Origin of the sequence: Methylobacterium sp. J-077 (assembly GCF_022829365.1) — a bacterium.
Classification (GTDB): Bacteria; Pseudomonadota; Alphaproteobacteria; order Rhizobiales; family Beijerinckiaceae; genus Methylobacterium.
This window is the reverse complement of sequence record NZ_JAKSYJ010000125.1, coordinates 1-18,938: the sequence shown is the minus strand read 5'-3', so window position 1 is coordinate 18,938 and position 18,938 is coordinate 1. Positions and strand designations below refer to the sequence as shown.

General features: G+C 69.7%; 13 protein-coding genes. 4 read left to right on the top strand and 9 right to left on the bottom strand.

The annotated features are described in order from the left end of the window. From MKL11_RS16030 to MKL11_RS16005, 6 genes are all read right to left on the bottom strand, one after another. Positions 1-727, bottom strand: a 727-nt coding sequence (locus MKL11_RS16030) for an aldehyde dehydrogenase family protein (RefSeq protein ID WP_243945108.1), incomplete at its 3' end; no start/stop codon positions are given. Then, positions 720-2,732: an acyl CoA:acetate/3-ketoacid CoA transferase gene (locus MKL11_RS16025; RefSeq protein ID WP_243945107.1), complete on the bottom strand. Its 2,013-nt coding sequence runs from the start codon at positions 2,730-2,732 to the stop codon at positions 720-722. The genes MKL11_RS16030 and MKL11_RS16025, both read right to left, overlap by 8 nt. A 492-nt stretch (positions 2,733-3,224) precedes the next feature. Continuing rightward, positions 3,225-4,385, bottom strand: a complete 1,161-nt coding sequence (phaC, locus tag MKL11_RS16020) for a class III poly(R)-hydroxyalkanoic acid synthase subunit PhaC (RefSeq protein WP_409565867.1) — start codon at positions 4,383-4,385, stop codon at positions 3,225-3,227. Beyond that, entirely contained in the window at positions 4,378-5,205 is an 828-nt protein-coding gene (locus MKL11_RS16015; protein WP_243945106.1) for a poly(R)-hydroxyalkanoic acid synthase subunit PhaE, read from the bottom strand. The genes phaC and MKL11_RS16015 overlap by 8 nt, the downstream gene beginning before the upstream one ends. A gap of 61 nt (positions 5,206-5,266) precedes the next feature. After that, positions 5,267-6,442 (bottom strand): iron-containing alcohol dehydrogenase, encoded by a 1,176-nt coding sequence (locus MKL11_RS16010; RefSeq protein ID WP_243945105.1) that lies wholly within the window; start codon positions 6,440-6,442, stop codon positions 5,267-5,269. A gap of 43 nt (positions 6,443-6,485) precedes the next feature. Next, positions 6,486-8,138, bottom strand: a complete 1,653-nt coding sequence (locus MKL11_RS16005; RefSeq protein WP_243945104.1) for an acetolactate synthase large subunit — start codon at positions 8,136-8,138, stop codon at positions 6,486-6,488. Positions 8,139-8,436: 298 nt separating this feature from the next. Between MKL11_RS16005 and MKL11_RS16000 the strand changes: the two genes are divergently transcribed. Continuing rightward, positions 8,437-9,900, top strand: a complete 1,464-nt coding sequence (locus MKL11_RS16000) for a DUF2252 domain-containing protein (protein WP_409565868.1) — start codon at positions 8,437-8,439, stop codon at positions 9,898-9,900. A gap of 212 nt (positions 9,901-10,112) precedes the next feature. On the opposite strand, the gene MKL11_RS15995 is transcribed toward MKL11_RS16000, so the two are convergent. Together MKL11_RS15995 and MKL11_RS15990 are read right to left on the bottom strand one after the other, a co-directional pair. Continuing rightward, complete coding sequence (locus tag MKL11_RS15995; protein WP_243945102.1) at positions 10,113-11,051, bottom strand: LysR family transcriptional regulator; 939 nt, start codon at positions 11,049-11,051, stop codon at positions 10,113-10,115. Between the two features lie 52 nt (positions 11,052-11,103). Then, positions 11,104-12,747: an FAD-dependent oxidoreductase gene (locus MKL11_RS15990; protein WP_243945101.1), complete on the bottom strand. Its 1,644-nt coding sequence runs from the start codon at positions 12,745-12,747 to the stop codon at positions 11,104-11,106. 191 nt (positions 12,748-12,938) lie between these two features. Here MKL11_RS15990 and MKL11_RS15985 point away from each other — a divergent pair, with 191 nt between their 5' ends. Genes MKL11_RS15985 through gluQRS form a run of 3 tightly spaced genes read left to right on the top strand, consistent with a single transcriptional unit; the run spans position 12,939 to position 16,170 of the window. Further along, the gene (locus MKL11_RS15985) at positions 12,939-14,975 is read left to right on the top strand and encodes an ATP-binding protein (RefSeq protein ID WP_243945100.1); all 2,037 of its coding nucleotides are present in this window, start codon (positions 12,939-12,941) and stop codon (positions 14,973-14,975) included. Positions 14,976-15,028: 53 nt separating this feature from the next. Then, positions 15,029-15,310 carry a hypothetical protein gene (locus MKL11_RS15980; RefSeq protein WP_243945099.1) on the top strand — a complete coding sequence of 94 codons (282 nt, stop codon included), beginning with the start codon at positions 15,029-15,031 and terminating at the stop codon, positions 15,308-15,310. Next, the gene (gene gluQRS / locus MKL11_RS15975; RefSeq protein ID WP_243945098.1) at positions 15,307-16,170 is read left to right on the top strand and encodes a tRNA glutamyl-Q(34) synthetase GluQRS; all 864 of its coding nucleotides are present in this window, start codon (positions 15,307-15,309) and stop codon (positions 16,168-16,170) included. The genes MKL11_RS15980 and gluQRS overlap by 4 nt, the downstream gene beginning before the upstream one ends. A 16-nt stretch (positions 16,171-16,186) precedes the next feature. On the opposite strand, the gene MKL11_RS15970 is transcribed toward gluQRS, so the two are convergent. Further along, positions 16,187-18,217 (bottom strand): M23 family metallopeptidase, encoded by a 2,031-nt coding sequence (locus MKL11_RS15970; protein WP_243945097.1) that lies wholly within the window; start codon positions 18,215-18,217, stop codon positions 16,187-16,189. Positions 18,218-18,938 lie beyond the last annotated feature (721 nt).

The window sequence follows — 18,938 nt, the reverse complement described above, 5'->3', positions numbered from 1 at the left end:
CGACCTCGGTTGAGCCGGTGAACGTGATCTTCTTGACCAGCGGGTTGCCGGTCATCTCGGCCCCGATGGCCCGGGCCGAGCCGGTGAGGATGCTGACGGTCCCGGCCGGAAAACCGGCCTTCTCGCAGAGCACGCCCCAGGCGAGGCCCGAGAGCGGGGTCTGCGAGGCCGGCTTGATCACGATCGGGCAGCCGGCGGCCAGCGCCGGGGCGATCTTGCGGGCGATCATCGAGGACGGGAAATTCCACGGGGTGATCGCCGCGACCACGCCCACGGGCTCTTTGGTCACCAGGATCTTGCGGTCGCCCCAGGGGGAGGGGATCACGTCGCCGTAGACGCGCCGTGCCTCTTCGGCGAACCACAGGACGTAGGCTGCCGACATCGCGACCTCGCCGCGGGATTCGGCGAGCGACTTGCCCTGCTCGGCGGTCAGGATCTGGGCCAGATCCTCCTGGTTTTCGGTGACCAGGGCGGCAAGCTTGCGCAGCAGCACGGCGCGCTCGTTGGCGGTCTTGGCGCGCCAAGCCGGGTAGGCGTCGTGGGCGGCCTTGATCGCTTGGGCCGTCTCCTCGGCGCCGGCATTCGGCACCCGGGCGATCAGCGCGCCGGTGGCCGGGTTGGTGACCTCGATGGTGCCGGACCCGGCCTTCGACCATTCGCCGCCGATCAGGCAAGCTTCGACCAGCAGGCTACGATCCTTCAGGGTGAGCGTATCGGACTCAGGCATTCAACGGTTCCTTCGGCGGCTGCGGCCTGTCCGGCTGAGACAGGGCCGTCCGCGACTTGAGGGGCACGCTTGGGGCCGTATTCCTCGCCTGCGCCTCGGCTTTTGTCTCGAAGACATGCGGAGCCAGATCGCGGCTCGCCAACGAGGCACCGAGTTTCAATCGCAAGAACGCGCTCGTGGTGTAGCGCGAAGCGGTCTCGTAGTACCGGTTCTCCAGATAAGCGATCGCCGAGAAATAGGCATCGCTCACCGTCGGGTCGATCTCGAACCCGTCGTAATTGGCGATCAGGTGGACCTTGCGGCCGATCTCCTGGCAGGCGCGCTCGTATTCCCGACGCACCAGCTCGACATCGTCGATGGTCCGGACCTGAAACCCTTCGAGGTTCGAGAACAGGATGTTGCGCTCGCGGTCGTAGCTGATCCGCTCCGACAGGGAGAGACCGAGGAGCCAGGGCTCAAGTCCCATCACGGCGTCGCGGAACAGCCGCGGATCCATGGGCTTGGGATCCTGCACGATCGGCGCAAACCCCATCTGCCCGAGGATGTCTCGGGCGACGTCGATCCCGGGGGCGACCTCGACGAGTTCCATGCCGGCCCGGGTCCGGCGGAACACGCAGCGCTCGGTCACGTAGAGCACCGGCTGGCCGCGCTCGGCCGCGTAGGCGCCCGAGAAGGTCACCTGCTCGACGGCGGCGATGAACTTTTTCGAGCGCCCCTCGGTGAGGATCCGGATACCGTCGCCCTCGACCACCACCTCCAGCCCGTCGGCCGTGAAGGTGCCGGCGAAGACCAGGCTTTTCGCATTTTGCGAGATGTTGATGAAGCCGCCCGCGCCGGCCAGCCGCTTGCCGAAGCGGCTGACATTGACGTTGCCCTCGGCATCACACTGGGCCAGCCCTAGGCAGGCGAGATCGAGCCCGCCGCCGTCGTAGAAGTCGAATTGCTGGTTCTGGTGCAGCACCGCCGATGGGTTGAGGGCGGCGCCGAAATCGAGACCGCCCTGCGGCAGTCCGCCGATCACCCCGGGCTCGGCGGTGAGCGTCAGGTATTTCAGCACCCGCTCCTCGGCGGCCACCGCCGCGACGCCCTCCGGCATGCCGATGCCGAGATTGACCACGCCGCCCGGGGGCAGCTCGAAAGCGCAGCGCCGGGCGATGACCTTGCGGGCGTCGAGCGGGATCGGCGGGATTCGGTCGAGGGGCACCCGCTGGCGGCCGGTGAAGGCGTGGTTGTAGGCGGTGCCGTAGGTCTGGCGGTGGTTCTCGGGCTGGCTCAGCACCACGCAATCGACCAGCACCCCGGGCACCTGCACCTCGCGGGGGGCAAGCGAGCCGGCCTCGGCCAGGCGCTCGACCTGGGCGATGACGAAGCCGCCGGAATTCTTCGCCGCCATGGCGGCGGCGAGGTTGTCGAGGGTCAGCGCCTCGCGCTCCATGGTGATGTTGCCGGCCGGATCCGCCGTGGTCCCGCGGATCAGCGCGATGTTCACCGGGAAGGCCTTGTAGTGCAGCCACGACTCGCCGCCGAGTTCGACCACGCTGACCAGATCCTCACTTGTCACCGCGTTGAGCTTGCCGCCCTCAAGCCGCGGATCGACGAAGGTGCGCAAGCCCACCTTGGTGATGTGGCCCGGGGTGTGGGCGGCGATCTCCCGGTAGAGATGCGACACCACTCCCAGCGGCAGGTTGTAGGCTTCGATCTGGCCTTCGATCGCCATCTTGGCGAGCTTGGGCACCAGGGCCCAATGGCCGCCGACCACGCGGCGCACCAGCCCGGGGATCGCCAGCCGATTGAGGCCACGCTCCTTGCCGTCGCCGGGGGCCGCCGCGAACATCAGCCCGAGGCCGTGGGGGCCGTGCCCGGCCTCGAACCGCCGGGCCAGGGCCAGGATCAGCTCGTCCGGCGTGCCGATGCCGACGAATCCCGAGACGGCCACCATGTCGCCGTCCTGGAGGATGGCGAGCGCCTCGTCGGCGCTGACGATCTTGTTCTTCAGGCTGCCCATGCGGTTATCCTCGGAGCCTGGAATCGGACATCATCGCGATCGAAGAAGCAGTTGAGCAAACGGCCGATCCCACCCATCGCCCTCATCCCGAGGTGCCGGCCGATCGAAGATCGCTCGCCCTCGATGGAGCCCTCCAGAGGCTGCCGCGATCCCTGGAGGGCTCCTTCGAGGGCGACGCTGCGCGCCGCCGCCTCAGGACGAGGGAGAGAGTTGGATCGGCCGACGATACGGGCTCGCAAGGTCGCGCAGGATGCCCGCGGTTTCCCTCCCCCTTCTGCGGCGCAGGGTGGGCCGGCCGTCAGGCCGGGTCGGGAGAGGAGAGCGCGGTATCCTGAGAAGTCGCGCCGTAAGCCCCATCCTCTACCGTGGCGCTGCCCCCCTCCCCCCCTGCTGCGCAGGGTACCCTCCACCGCAGAGGGGGGAGGAGGATAAGCGGCGCGCCTCTCATCCAGAACCGCGCACCCGGCGGCTCCCGTGTCGCGGCGCATCACCCTACCCACGCGCACCCAGCCAATCGGCGATGCCGGAGCCCAGCAACTTCTGGGCCTTGCCGCCGACGAACACCCCGACATGGCCGCCGGGCAGGCCGAGCTCGGTGTAGTCGTCGGTGCCGATCTTGTCCTTGAGCGCCTGCGAGGTCGCGGGCGGGATGATGTGGTCGTCCTGAGCGAAGACGTTCAGCACCGGGCAGGCGATGCGCTTCAGGTCGACCGTGCGGCCGCCGAGCACGAAGGTGCTCTGGACCAGCTTGTTGTCCTGGTAGAGATCCTTGAGCCACTGCTTGGCGGCCTCGCCCGGGTGGTCCGGCCGGTCGGCGATCCACTTCTCCATGCGCAGGAAATTCAGGAACTTCTTCTTGTCGTCGAGGGCGTCGAGCAGGTCGAGATTGTACTTCGTCATGGTCCGCATCGGCGTCATCATCGAGAACACAGAGCCCATGAACGCCCCGGGCAGGGAGCCCTGCGCGTCGATCAGGCGATCGACATCCTCCGGCGACAGGGAGCGGGTCCAGACGTTTATGAAGCCGTGGCCGGCCCGGGTCTCGCGGGTGTCGGCGTGGAAGTCGATCGGCGTGATGGTCAGCACCATCGCGTTGACGCGCTCCGGGTAGAGCGCCGCGTAGCAGGTGGTGAAGACGCCGCCCTCGCAGATCCCGAGCAGGTTGATCTTTTCGCGCCCCGCCGCCGCCCCGATGAAGGCGACGCATTCGGCGAGGTAATCGTCGACGTAGTCGTCGATGGTGACGTAGCGGTCGGCCCGGCCCGGATTGCCCCAATCGACCACGTAGAGGTCGAGGCCGAGATTGAGCAGATTGCGGACCAGCGAGCGATCCTCCTGCAAGTCGGCCATCGTGTAGCGACCGATCAGCCCGTAGACGATCAGCACCGGCGGCAAGCCCTTGCTCTCGGCGAGCGGCCGGTATCGGTAGAGCGAGACCTTGTCCTGGCTCCAGACCAAGTCCTTGGGCGTGGTGGCGATCTGCACGTCGGCGTCGCGCACGTCCGAGAACAGCTTGGCCCCCGCGCTGATCCGGCGGCCCAGCTCGGCGACTTCGGCCAGCATCTCGGCGGGGTTGAGCGGGAGCGGAGGGGCCGGAGTTTTCGGGGTGTCTCGCTCGGCTCCGCCCTTGTCGGCCATGCCCGTGTCAGCCATGCGCATCCTCCGTTGCCGGCGCGGCAGCGCCGTTCGTCCGAGAGACCCGGGCGGCCTCCCGGCGCTCGCGGCGCAGGACGCGGACCTCCCGGCGCAGCTCGGTCAGGCTCTTGTGCACGTCGTCGAGCTCGGCCCGGGTCGGCTGCCCGTAGAAGTCGGACAGGAAGGCCGAGAGGTCCTGCTGGGCGAGGCGCAGGTCGGTGGACGCCTTCAGCACCACCCGCTGCGAGGCCAGGAACGTCTCGGAGCGCTGGACCTCCAGCAGCACCGCGTTGGCGGTCTCGGTCCAGCGGGTCATCATCTCGCGGGCGGAGCTGAAGCCCTCGCCGCGCTCGGCGCGGTCATTCGCCTCCTTCGCGAAGGTGCCGGCCGCCCGAGTCCAAGCGTTCAGCATCACCGCCTGATGCTCGGCCTGGGCCCGCCGCAGCGCCGCCCAGGCGGTGAACAGCGCGCCGTAGCGCCGCTCGGTCTGCCAAAGGTCGGCTAATTGTGGGCCTTCCGACATCCGCGTCAGCGCCGCGTCGAACTCGGCCGAGCCGCCGAGCCAGGCCTGTGGATCGAAGATCCGCGCGAGCACCGCCCCGGCGGTCGGGTCCGGCGCGGTGGCGCCGCCCTGCAGCGACGCGGTCAGGGTCTGGGACAGGGCGGTGGCCGAGGCCCAGGCCTGGGCGAGGTGGCTCTGTGCTGTGGCGAGGCCGGCAAGATCGGTCTGCGGCGGGGTCGGCCAAGTGAAGCCCGGTGCGGCGCCGGGAGACAGGAAACCCGCGCCGGCGCGGGTCCAGAACTCGCCCATCGCCTTGAACGCGTCGAACTGATCCATGACGGCGCTCCTCCTCACCGATTGTCCGGCCTCCTTGGCGGGCCGGTTGTCAGATCACGTCTCAGGCGGCAGGACGCGCCTCGCCGAGCGCCTCGCTGTAGATCGCGTAGGCGTCGTCGTAGGTGACCGCGCGGGGGTTGTTCACGAGGAGCCGCGTCTGCTTCATCGCGTCGGTGGCCATCCGCTCCAGATCCTTCTGCGCCACCCCGACCTCGGCCAGCGAGGCTGGGACCTTGCAGTCACGGCAGATCGCGTCGAGGCATTCGACGAAGCGGGCGGCGGCCTCGGCCGGCGGCAGGTCGGCGGCGGCCGGATCGAGGATCGGCGCCAGCTCGGCGTAGAGCGCCTCGGCGTGGGACAGGTTGAAGCGCATCACCCCCATCAGCACCAGGGCGTTGGAGAGCCCGTGCGGCACATGGAAGATCGCGCCGACTGGATAGGCCAGCGCGTGCACCGCCGCCACCGGCGCGTTGGCGAAGGCCATGCCGGCGAGCATCGAGCCGAGCAGCATGCCGGAGCGCGCCTCGAGGTTGCGGCCGTCCGAGCAGGCGGTGCGGATATTGGCCGAGAGCAGGGCGAGCGCCTGCTTGGCGAGCTGGTCCGAGATCGGGTTCTTCTTGTTCTTGCTGGTGAACGCCTCGATGGCGTGGACCATGGCGTCGATCCCGGTGGCCGCGGTGACGGCGGCCGGCAGGCCGAGCGTCAGCTCCGGATCGAGCACCGCCCAGTCGGGCAGGAGCTTCGGTGCGACGACGCCCTTCTTCTCGGTGGTCGGCGTCGTGACGATGGAGATCGGCGTCACCTCGGAGCCGGTGCCCGCGGTGGTCGGCACCAGGATCAGCGGCAGCCGGTCGCCCTTGGCCAGCCCGACGCCGTAGATCGAATCCAGCGGCTCGTCGGATTTCGCGAGGTAAGCCACGAGCTTAGCGGTATCGAGCGCCGAGCCGCCGCCGATCGACAGGACGAGATCGGTCCCGAGTTCCCGGGCGCGCTTGGCCGCGGCCTCGATCACCGTGGAGGGCGGGTCGGCGACCACGTCCTCATAGATGTCGAGGGTGATGCCTGACGCCGCCAGGGCGGATTCGGCGGATTCGGTCAGGCCGGCCTTTCGGACGCCCTTGTCGGTGACCAGCAGGACGCGCTTGGCCCCGAAGCTGCCGACGATCTCCGGCAGCTTCTTTGCGGCGCCGGCCTCGAACAGCACGTTCGGGGTGGTCTGGAAGGTGAACGGATTCATCGCGCGGCCCTGTCCTCGTGCCTTCGTGAACTCTGCGAAGCGTTCACTCTGCGGGCTCGAAATGCTTCACTTTCTCGCGCAATTCCTCGACCAGAACGCGCGTGTTCTCCGAATAATCGATCGGCACGGCGACGAGGTGCACCCCACCTTCGGCGAACGCGCGGTCCAGGGTCGGGACGAGGTCGTTGACCGCTTCGACCCGGTGGCCCTTGGCGCCGTAGGCTTGGGCGTAGAGCACGAAATCCGGATTGCCGAAAGTCATCCCGTAGTCGGCGAACTTGTCGACCGCCTGCTTCCAGCGGATCATACCGTAGGCCGAGTCGTCGAGGATCAGCACGACGAGGTTCAGCTTGAGCCGCACCGCGGTCTCCAGCTCCTGGCTGTTCATCATGAAGCCGCCGTCGCCGCACACCGCCATGACCCGGCGGTTGGGGTAGAGCATCGCCGCCATCATGGCCGAGGGCAGGCCGGCGCCCATGGTGGCCAGCGCGTTGTCCAGCAGCAGCGTGTTGGCGACGTAGGTGCGGTAGTTCCGGGCGAACCAGATCTTGTACATGCCGTTGTCGAGGCACACGATCCCGTCCTCCGGGATCACCCGGCGCACGTCGCGCACCAGCCGCTGCGGCGTCACCGGGAAGCGGTCCTCGCCGGCCCGGTCGGCGATGTGGCCGAGGATGCGCTCGCGCAGGGGCAGCAGGGCTCCGGCGTTGGGCAGCTTGCCCTCCAGCTTGTCGGCCAAGAGCTTCAGGGTCGGCCCGAGATCGCCGACCACTTCGGCGTCGGGGTAGTAGACCTGCTCGACGTTGGCCGGCATGTAGCCGATATGCAGCACCTTCTGGTCGGCCTGGCCCATGAAGAAGGGCGGCTTCTCGATCGTATCGTGGCCGATCGCGATGATCAGGTCGGCCTTGTCGATCGCCTCGTGGACGTAGTCGCGCTCGGAGAGAGCCGCAGTGCCCATGTACAGGCTGGTGCCGCTGGCGACCGTGCCCTTGCCCATCTGGGTGGTGAAGAACGGGATCTGCGTGCGCCGGACGAAGCCGCCGAGATCGCCCGTGGCCCGGGGCCGGCTGGCGGCGGCGCCGAGCATCACCAGCGGCCGCTTGGCCTGGAGGATCATGGCGGCGGCCCGCTCGATCGCGGCCGGGTGGGCGACCGGGATGTCGATCGGGTGCGACGGCACGAGGGCGGCCTCGGCCTGCTCGGCGGCGATGTCCTCGGGCAGTTCCAGCAGCACCGGCCCGGGCCGCTCCTCGGTGGCGACCCGGAAGGCGTCGCGCACGATCGTGGGGATCGAGGAGGCCGAGACGATCTGCCGGGCCATCTTGGTGATCGGCTTCATCGAGCTGATCACGTCGACGATCTGGAACTTCGCCTGCCGGGCGGACAGGATGCCCTTCTGGCCGGTGATGATGATCATCGGCATCGCGCCGAGATGGGCGTAGGCCGCGCCCGTCGAGAAGTTCAGCGCGCCCGGACCCAACGTCGAGAGGCACACGCCCGGCCGGCCGGTGAGGCGGCCATGGGTCGCCGCCATGAAGCTCGCCGCCTGCTCGTGGCGGGTCAGCACCAGCTCGATCTTGGAGGTGCGCAGCGACTCGACGACGTCGAGGTTCTCCTCGCCCGGGATGCCGAAGATGCGGTCGACACCCTCGTTCTCGAGGGCTGCGACGAGTAGATCTGAGCCCTTGGGCATGTGATGTCCCACTGATGCGACGCCGGCCGGCGCCGTGCGGTCCGTCCCCGGTCCGCCCGTCACCGATGCGGTATGATCCGCGCGGCTCGGACCGGGACGGACGCCCTCCGGATAGGCGTCCGGTTAGAGGGCTGGCCTGTAATGGGGTCAAGGCCCGTCAAGAGCTGAATGGTCACAGACCTGGGCCAATCCTATCGTGTACGGGGATAGAGCCGGCTCGGAACGACCGAGTACGGTCAAGGTTGTCGTGCGTTCGGTGCGGCGGGAGATCATGGACCAGGTGCGAAACGACGACACGATGGAAGCGGCGGCACGTCCGGCCTCCGGGGCGCCCGCCGAGGACGTGGTGCTGGCCCCGCTCGCCGATTTTCCGCGGATCGATCTCCGGGCCGGTGTCGAGCCCTGGGACAAGCGCCGGCAGGCCGGCAAGGCCCTGCGGGCGAAGGTCCCGCACCAGGACCACGCGACGCTGCGTTCCGAATCCGAGCGCCCCGATCCGGTCAGCCTGATCGAGGCGGCCCACGAGGGCCGGCAGGCGCATCTCATCCCGCTGCGGGTCGCCCGGATGGCGACGAGCCCGTTCGCGTTCCTGCGCGGCGCCGCCCACGTGATGGCCTGGGACCTGTCGCGCGGGCCCCGCAGCGGCATCGACGTGGTGATGAACGGCGACGCGCATATCGACAATTTCGGCCTGTTCGGCACGCCGCAGCGCGACATCGTCCTCGATCTCAACGATTTCGACGAGGTCACGGTCGGCCCGTGGGAATGGGACCTGAAGCGGCTGGCGGCCGGCCTCATGGTCGCCACCGCCGAAGCCGGCGCGCCCCCGGAGGCGCAGCGCGACGCCGTGATGGAGGCGGTATCCGGCTATCAGCGCACGATGCGCCGCCTGGCGCCGCAGGGCTCCCTCGACGTCTGGTACCAGACCACGGTGGCCGATGCCCGGCGCCTCGGGCGGATCCGGATGGATGCGGAAGCCAGTGCCGTGGTGACCCGGGCGGTCGACAAGGCGCGCCGCAAGAACAACCGCAGCCTCCTGGGGCAACTCGCCGAGCGCCGCACCGACGGCGGCTGGCGATTCCGGGAGGAGCCGCCGATCCTCACGCCGGTCGATGACGCCACGCGCCAGAGCATCGTCACCGGGCTGGAGCATTATGCCGAGACCCTGCCGCGGGAGCGGCGGTTCATGCTCAACCGCTACCAGGTGGTCGACGTGGCCCACCGGGTCGTCGGGGTCGGCAGCGTCGGGACGCGGGCCTACGTGGCGCTGCTGTTCGGCAATTCCGACCGGGACGCGCTGTTCCTCCAGGTCAAGGAGGCGGTGCGCCCGGCCAACGCCCCGTACCTGCCGGGCATGCCCGAACCCTATGCCGGGCACGAGGGTGAGCGCGTGATCTACGGTCAGCGCCTGCTCCAGGCGGTGGGCGACCCGCTGCTCGGCTGGACCAGCATCGATGGCCGGCCGTTCTACGTGCGCCAGATGAAGAACCTGAAGGGCGCGATCCCCCTGGCGGAGATGTCGGGCCTGCCGCTCCTGACCTTCTCGTATGCCTACGGCGCTCTCCTGGCCCGGGCGCATGCGCGGACCGGGGATGCCGCGGCGATCGCCGGTTATTGCGGCAGCGGCAAGCGGCCCGACCTGCGCGAGGCCCTCGCCGACTGGGCGGCAGCCTATGCCAAACGCAACGCCGAGGATTATCAGCTGTTTCGCGACGCGATCGCCAGCGGCCGGCTGGAGGCGGCGGAGGATCCGTGTCTGTGAAGCGATGTCCGGTAGAGGCGCACACGCCTTTACCGTCCATGCGAGCGTCGCGAAGCAACCTAGGGCAGCGCGAGATCCCGGAACCGTGGCGCATCACTGTTTTGCTTCGCTACGCTCGCGATGACGTTGTGGGGCGATCGATCAGACCGTGTCCAACTCATAGTTTGTAGAAACCTCCCACGCATCCTGACGTCGAGGTAGGGAAGGATCTGTCACAGCATCCCGAATTCAGGCGTTTCGTGAGCGAGCTTCACCAGCAGGTCGCGCAGCCAGCGATGGGCGGGATCACGGTCGTAGGAGGCGTGCCACAGCATCGACACCGCCACGTCGTCGAGGTCCACCGGTACCGGGCTGACCGCCAGCGACAACGCGCTGGCGAACGACGTCGCGAGCCGGGCATGCATGGTGGCGATCAGCGGCGCGGCGCGGACCAGGAACGGCACCACGAGGAAACGCGGCGTCGTCACCGCCAGGACGCGCGAGCGCCCGATCAGCGCCAGGGCGTCGTCGACCACCCCGTGGGCGGTCTCCCGCAGGGAGGTCAGCACGTGCGGGAACCGCAGGTAGTCGTCGAGCCCGATCGGCGGCTGGATCCCGATCAGGTCGGCGTTGAACAGGACCACGTAGCTGTCCCGGTAGAGCAGCCGCTGCTTGTGGTGGAGCTGCCCCTCCGAAAAGAACCCGATGGCGAGATCGACTCGGTCGGCGTCGAGCTCGTCGAGGATGTGGGTGCGATCGACCGAGCGCAGCAGCAGCCGGATTCCGGGAGCTTCCCGGCGCAGCTGCGCGAGCAATCGAGGCCCGAGCAGAACCTCGACGCTGTCGGGCAGGCTCACGGTGAAGCTGCGCTCCACTGTGGCCGGATCGAATCGCTCCTCCCGGTGAACCAGGGCCTGGACCTGCCGCAGCGTCGCCCGCAGGGGCTCGATGAGCTTCAGGGCCCGCGGCGTCGGCCGCATCCCGTCGGGGGCCCGGGTGAGCAGTTCGTCGTCGAACAGGCGGCGCAGCCGGGCGAGGCTCGAACTCATCGCCGACTGGCCGACGCCGATCCGGGCCGCCGCTCGGGTGACGCTGCGCTCGTCGAGGAGCGCATCCAGGGCGACCAGCAGGTTCAGGTCGATCCGGCTGAGATCGATGTGATCAATGGCCAAGGGGAGGGCGATCGGTTCGAGGACGATCACCCCGTATAGCAGAGCTGCACACTTACGCTGGAACGGGCTCCCGCGGCTCGGTGTGGTCGAACAGGCGCGGCGGCGCGATCTCGTCCTTGGCACCCATCCGGTCGACCAGGTGCTCGGCCACCCGCAGGGCGTTGGCGATGATCGTCAGGGTCGGGTTCACGGCGCCGATCGACGGGAAGAAGCTCGCATCGGTCACGTAGAGGTTGTCGAGCTGGTGCGCCTTGCAGTGCCGGTCGAGCACGGAGGTCCTGGGATCCTCGCCGAAGCGCAGGGTCCCGGCCTGGTGGGCGGTGCCGCCGATCGGGACGTTCTTGCCGAGATAGAGCGAGCGGTCGAACAGGTGCGGGTGCATGTCGGTGAAGCTGCAGATCTCCTGCAGCTTGCGGCGCAGGCGCTTGTGCGCCTCGGCATTGGTCTCGGTGAGGTCGAGATGGACCCTGCCGTCGTGATAGTAGACGCGGTTCTGGGCGAGCGGGATATCCTCCGAGGTCAGCCAGAAATCGACCGAATGCTTGGCGATCCAGTCGAACGGCTTGTTCGGGAACCATTGCAGAAAGCCCGGCAGCCCCTCGCCGTGAATCTGGGCGCCGTCGGACTTGCCGACCATCTGGATATGGCCGAGCGGGAAGTTCCAATCGTCCTTCGGATCGGGGTCGCCGAAGTAAAAATCGTTGAGCCCGAGGGTCTTCTGGAAACGGGTTGGGTTCGGCACCTTTGAGATCGCCAGCACGGTCGAGTTGTTGTGGCGCATGTAGTTGCGCCCGACCTGACCGGAGCCGTTGGCGAGGCCGTTCGGGTGCTGGTCGCTGGCCGAGCGCAGCAGCAGCAGCGCCGAGGACAGCGCCCCGCAGGCGACCACCACGAGGTCGGCCGAGGCCTCGAACGGCGCATCGTCGCGCGTGCCGACGACGCCTGTGACGCTGCGGCCGCTCGGGTCGGTGACCAGCCGCTCGACATAGGTGCGGGTCAGGAGCGTCAGGTTCGTGCAGTCGCGCAAAGCCGGATCGACCACCATGGTCTGGGCGTCGGACTTGCCGTTGGTCGGGCAGGGGAAGCCGTCGAAGGATTCGCACTTGATGCAGGGCGAGGTCGAGACGGCGCGCCCGTCCTTCTCCACCAGCCGCACGCCCACCGGCAGGTGGAACGGGTGGTGGCCTGCGCTCTTCAGGTTGTCGAACAGCTGCTGGATCCGCGGCTCGTGCGAGACCGGCGGATGCGCGTAAGGCTTGCGCGACCAGGGCTCGGTCGGGTCCTCGCCGCGCTGGCCGTGGACGTGGAACAACTCCTCGGCGGCCTGGTAATGCGGCTCGAACTCGTCGTAGCCCACGGGCCAGGCCGGCGCGATGCCGTCCTCGTGGCGGATCTCGGAAAAGTCCTTCTCGCGGAGGCGGAACAGGATCGAGCCGTAGAATTTCGAGTTGCCGCCGACATAATAGTGCAGGCCCGGCTGGAAGCTGCTGCCGGTGGAGGAGTACCAGGTCTCCTTGGTCTGGTAGTAGCCGTCGACGATCACCGCCTGGCTGTCCCAGTTGCGCGGTTCGCGCAGGAGGTAGTCGCCGCGCTCGATCAGGAGGATGCGCTTGCCCGTCTGGGCCAGACGCCACGCCATCGTCCCGCCGCCGGGGCCGGATCCGACGATGATCACGTCGTAATGCTCACCCGGCATCGTCACTGTCTCCGTCCGGACCGATCGTCCTGGCAGGCAACTCGCGAGCCGGACTTCGGATCGGTCTGCGACGACGTTTAGCATTGGGCAGCTCCGATCGGCGCAACCGCCGGTTAAGCGCTTTTCCCAACGCCGCCTTCAGCTTCGCCTGCGATCCTGCGCCGTGCCGGCCTGCAGCCGGGGAGGCTTCCATGGTCGTCAAGGATATCGCGCTGGTGCTGGCGCTGCTGATCGCGGCGGCCCTCGCGCTCGGCCACTGGCGCGCCCGGCGCTCCGCCCCGGACGAGGCCGAGGCCGAGCGGCTGCACGACCGGATCTGGCGGATCAGCGAGAGCGAGGACCGCTACCGCGCCCTGGTCGCGGCCACCACCGAGGTGATCGTCCAGCGCGACGCCCGCGGGCGGATCACCTACGCCAACGACGATTACGCCCGGCTGCTCGGGCGCCCGGCCATCGACCTGCTCGGCGCGCCGATCGACCTCGAGATCCTGGAGCGGCGCGAGGTCGAGGTCGGCGAGGACGGCGTGCGCCGGATGGAGGCGCAGGTCCGCTCGGTGGACGGCCAGGTGCGCTGGTTCGCCTTCGTGGAGATGCCGGTCGCCCACGGCGACGCGATGCACTGGCTGCGCGCCGGCCGCGACGTCACCGCCCGCGTCGAGGCTTTGCGCAGCCGCGACGCGGCACTGGAACGCGCCGAGGCCGCCAGCGTGGCGAAGTCGCGCTTCCTCGCCACCGTCAGCCACGAGATGCGCACCCCGCTCAACGGCATCCTCGGCATGGCCGAGCTCGTGCTCGGCACCAGTCTCGACCTCGAGCAGCGGACCTATGTCGAGGCCGTGCGCACCAGCGGCCAGGCCCTGCTCGGCCTGATCGACGGCGTGCTCGACTTCTCCCGGATCGAGGCCGGGCGCCTCGACCTCGCGGCCGAACTGTTCGACCTGCCGGCTTTGGCCGAGGGCGTGGTGGAGCTGCTGGCCCCGCGGGCGCAGGACAGGGGCATCGAGATCGCCCTCGACGTGACCGAAAGCTTCCCGCGCGGGCTCGTCGGCGATGCCGACCGGGTGCGGCAGATCCTGCTCAACCTCGCCGGCAACGCCGTCAAGTTCACCGAGCGCGGCGGCGTCGGGGTGAGCCTCAGCTTCGTCCGCACTGACGCCGGGGGCGGGGAGGCGGTGCTCGCCGTCTCCGATACCGGCCCCGGCATCCCGGAGGATCGTCTGCCGATCCTGTTCGAGGAGTTCGAGCAGGGCGACGGCAGCGCCAGCCGGAGCCACGAAGGCACCGGCCTCGGCCTCGCCATCACCCGCCGGCTGGTGACCCGCATGGGCGGGCGGATCGAGGCGGACTCGCGCGTCGGCCGCGGCTCGACCTTCCGGGTCGTCCTGCCGCTGCCCGAGGCCGAGGGCGCGCGCCCCAATCCCGCCCCGCTGCCGGGGCTCGAAGGCCGGCGCTGCCTGATCGTGGCCGATTCGCCCTACCAGGCCCCCTACCTCGCCCGCAGCCTGTCCCGGGCCGGCGCCGCCACCGTGATCGTCGGCACCCTGGAGGACGGCCTCGATGCCCTCTCGGGCGCGGCCTTCGACGCGGTGCTGGCCGACCGGGCGCTCGGCGATGCCGCGGTGCGCCAGATCGCCGACGCCGCCCGCGCCTGCGGGGTGCGCTGCAGCCTCGTCCTGCTCTCGCCGTTCGACCGCCGCGGCTTCGGGGCGCCGGGCGCGGCCGGCTTCGACGGCTACCTGATCAAGCCGATCCGGGCCCGCTCGCTGTTCGAGCGGCTGCTCGCCCCGCCGGTCGCGGTCGAATCCAGCACCGTCCCGGCGCCCGCGCCGGCGCGGACCGGGACCGGCCAGCGCATCCTGCTCGCCGAGGACAACCCGATCAACGCCCTGCTCGCCACCCGCGCCCTGGAGCGCCTCGGCGCCGAGGTGGTCCACGCGGTCGACGGGGTCGAGGCGCTGGAGCGGCTGGCGGCATCCGGCCCGTTCGACCTCGCCCTGATCGATATCCGCATGCCCCGCCTCGACGGCCACGAGACCGCCCGCCGGATCCGCGCCGCGGAAGCGGCGGGGGAGGGGACCCGGCTGCATCTCGTGGCGCTCACCGCCAATGCCGGCCGCGAGGACGAGATCGCCGCCCGCGCGGCCGGGTTCGACGGCTTCCTGGCCAAGCCGCTCAATCTGAAGCTGCTTCCGGCCCTGCTGGAGCGCCGCACCGCACAGGCCGCTTGACCCCAACGGTCCCGCGTTGACAGCGGGCCACGCCCCGCGCCAACAGGAAGCCCATGTCGACAGCCTCCACCACGCCACCCGCACCGCGCGCCTCGAGCGGCGCCCTCGCTGCCTGGGGCATCGCGATCGTCGTGGCCGCGACGGTGCTGCTCGGCGAGCTCCTGCCCGCCCGGCACGCCGTCCCGGCGCGCTCGGTGGCCGACGACCCGGCCTGCCTCGAATGGACCGATGGCTGCCGGGTCTGCCAGCGCCTCGCCGCGGGCCCTGCCTGCTCGCTGCCCGGCATCGCCTGCCAGACCGCCGAGCCGCGCTGCCTGCGCCACCGTGACGGGTGAGGCCGGGCGCCCCGATCCTCCGCTTCGCGCCGAGCCCGAACGGCCGGCTCCATCTCGGCCACGCCTACTCGGCCCTGCTCAACGCTGACCTGGCCCGGCAGATGGGCGGCCTCTGCCGGCTCCGGATCGAGGACATCGATCCGGTCCGCGCGAAGCCGGAATTGGTCGAAGCGATTTTTGCCGACCTCGCCTGGCTCGGCCTGACCTACCCGGAGCCGGTGCGGCATCAATCCCGGCACCGCGATGCCTACCGGGCAACGCTCGACGGCCTGATCGGCCGGGGACTCGCCTATCCCTGCTTCTGCTCCCGCGGCCAGATCCGGGCGCGCGCCGCCGCCCGCGCCGGCAACCCGCACGATCCGGACGGCGCGCCGCTCTATCCCGGCACCTGCCGCGGGCTCGATCCCGCGATCGGGGCCGAACGCCTGGCCCGGGGCGAGCCGCATACCTGGCGCCTCGACATGGCGGCCGCCCTGCGCGACGCCGGCGATCCGCTGAGCTACGAAGCCTTCGACGCAGCCGAGACGCGTTGGGTCGCCGCCGATCCGGCCCGCTGGGGCGATGCCGTGATCGCCCGCCGCGACGTGCCGACCAGCTATCACCTATCGGTCGTCCACGACGACGCGGAGCAAGAAATCACCCACGTGGTCCGCGGCCGCGACCTCGAAGCGGCCACCGATCTCCACGTCCTGCTGCAGCGCCTGCTCGACCTGCCGACGCCGCGCTACCACCACCACGGGCTGATCCTGGATCCCGACGGCGAGAAGCTCGCCAAGTCCCGGGGCTCGCAGAGCCTCGCCGATCTGAGGCAGGCGGGCGCGACCCCCGAAGACATCCGCGCCCGCCTGGGCTTTGCCTGAGCCGCGATCGCCGCGCTCAGCGCACGGCCGCATCCCGCTGCGCCAGGGCCGTGGCGCTCTTCGATTTTAGCATGGTCGCGTCGACCTGCTCCCGCTGGCGCTTGAACTCGGCGAGCAGCCGGCCGTCGAGCTCGCGGCCGCGGGGCACGCGGATCTTCATCGGGTCGACGAAGTGGCCGTTGATGATCACCTCGTAGTGCAGGTGCGGACCGGTCGAGAGGCCGGTCGAGCCGAGATAGCCGATGATCTGCCCCTGCCGGACCCGGACGCCCTCCTTCACCCCGCGGCCGAACCGCGACATGTGGTTGTAGGTCGTCACGTAGCCGTTGACGTGCTGGATCTCGACCCGGTTGCCGTAGCCCGACGTCATCTCGGCGCGGATCACAACGCCGTTGCCCGCCGCCGCGATCGGGGTGCCAATCGGGTTGGCCCAATCGACGCCGGTATGCAGCTTGGCGTAGCCCAGCACCGGGTGCATCCGGTAGCCGAAGCCGGAGCGCATGATCCCGTCCGGGATCGGCTTGCGCAGCAGGAATTTCTTCAGCGACCGCCCCTGCTCGTCGAGGTAGTCGATCGTGCCGTCATCCGGGGACTGGAAGCGGTAGACCTTGCGGGTCTCGCCGCCGAGCGTCAGCGCCGCGTAGAGCAGGTCCGGCCGGTCGGCGCCGGCCTCGTCGTCGTAGGTGTAGAACACGTCGAGGCCGTCACCGCTGGCGATCCGGCGCTGGAAGTCGAGGTCGTAGCTGAACACCCGGACGATGTCCTCGACGGTGGCGCGGGGCAGGTCGTGGCGCGCGGCCGTCTCGTACAGGCTCTGGTACAGGCGCGGCCCCGAGCCCGAATCCTCCTCGTCGTCCTCGCCGGACTCGGCCTGCGGCTGCGGCTTGGAGGCGGGGGCCTCTTCCGTCGGCGGCGCCACCGAGACGAAGGCGCTCCGGTCGTTGAGCGCCGCGATGCCCTCGATGCCGGTCTCGCCATACAGCACGACCCGGGTGACTTGGCGCGGATCGCCGGGACGGGGGCCGGGGGCGATCTGCACCCGCATCTGCTGTCCCTCCGGGAGCGCCCCGGTGCGGGTCTTGCCACCGAGCGCCGCGACGATGCCGCGGATCTGCTCGTCCCCAGCCAGGCCGGTGGCCTTCAGGATGCCTTCGAGGGTCTCGCCGCGCTTCAGCGCGATGTCGCGCTCGTCCACGAGCGGCGCCTCGTTCGGCTTGAGCTCGACCTTGGCGACCTTGGTGACGTTCTCCGGGACGACCAGCACCTCGATCGCCTTGAACGGGTTCGCGTCCTTGGCGGCCGAACTCTCCCCATCGCCGCCCGCGCCCTGCTGGAGCGTGCGGGACAGCAGGATCTGCGGGGCGATCGGGATGGCGGCGCGGCGCCCGGCCTCGGCGGCGATGCGGCGCTCCTCCTCGACCTGGGCGGTGACGTCGTCATCGGTGAGCGCGGGCGCGTTGGCGTCGATGGCGGCGTCGGCGAGGTCGCGCTTGACCACCGTGACCTCGGCCCCGGGTGCGTCGGCCGCGGCATCGGGCGCGCGTTCGAGCGGCTCGTCGGAGACGAACTTCATCGGGTCGAACCGCGGCAGCTCGCCGGCATAGATCCCTGTGGTCATCGACAGCGGCGTGGTGATCCGGACGAACGCCTTGGCCTTGATGATCTCGCGATCCCCCAGGCGGACGGTGACCGGCGCGCGAAAGCTCTGCTTGGCCGAGGCGATCATCAGGTTGCGCACCAGCCGGTCGCCCTTGCGGGCGAGATTGGCGCCGCTCTCGCTCGGCTGCGGCCGGGGCATGATCGTGGCCTTCTCGGGGATCGCCGCGAAGGAGACATCACCTTGCAGGGAGACGTGGAGCGCCGCCGCGATGAGGCCGGCGCCGGTCAGGCCCGTGAGCGTGCTGGCACAGAGCCAGCGCAGGTTGACCGCGCGCCGGTCGATCTGGGTCGCGTCCGCGCCGAGGAGATCGAGCGGCGCCTGGACTCCGCGGCCGACACCGGGGGCGAGGGCGGCCACGTCGCCGATCTTGAGTCGCTCACGCTTCACGCGAAGGTCCCGGAAAGACGACGGCGCACGGCACTCTCGCTAGTCATTGACGATCGGCGGCCGGGCACGCGCGGACCGCCCACGCACAGGCTGTTCCTCTCGGGGGGCAGCATGTCGAGATTGAGGCGCCCCACCGCTCTACCGGCCTCCCGTGCCGGAGGGAATTCCGGGCCGCCGAGCCGAGAGGGGAGGGGGGTCGATCCGAACCAACCTTCGAAAATGTTCCAACCGGTGTTGACGCCTCCGGATGGTGTGTCTATACCCCGGTTCATCGGCGCCGGCCGCGGAAGTGGCCCGGGCGCTGACGCATCTTCTGACAGGATCGGCGATTGGCCGGCGGGTTTGCCGGGCGGTTGGCTGTTTTTGTCCGATGCGGCTTCGGGGTCGGGTTCGTTTCGGCGGGTCTGGCGACGGGGTTGACAGGGGGATCGGCGGGGCCTAGACGCCCTGCACCGTTGAGGCGGCCGACCGGATGGTCTGGCCGGTATCACGGTTCTCCCAGTCGGACAAGCGGGTGATCGGGGTCTCTGGCCCGGATCGTCGTCTCGTCTTTGCAGCGGTCCGGTCATCCGGTTCGCTCGGGTCTTTGACATTGTTGGAATTGAGGAAGGGAGACGCGGACGGCGTTTGTCCTTGCGGTCGGAGCTTTGGCTTCGGCAAGTGAGAGACTAGTGCCGATCGTCGTGTTTCTCTTTTTGAGCTCACCGATCTGGTTGCGCTG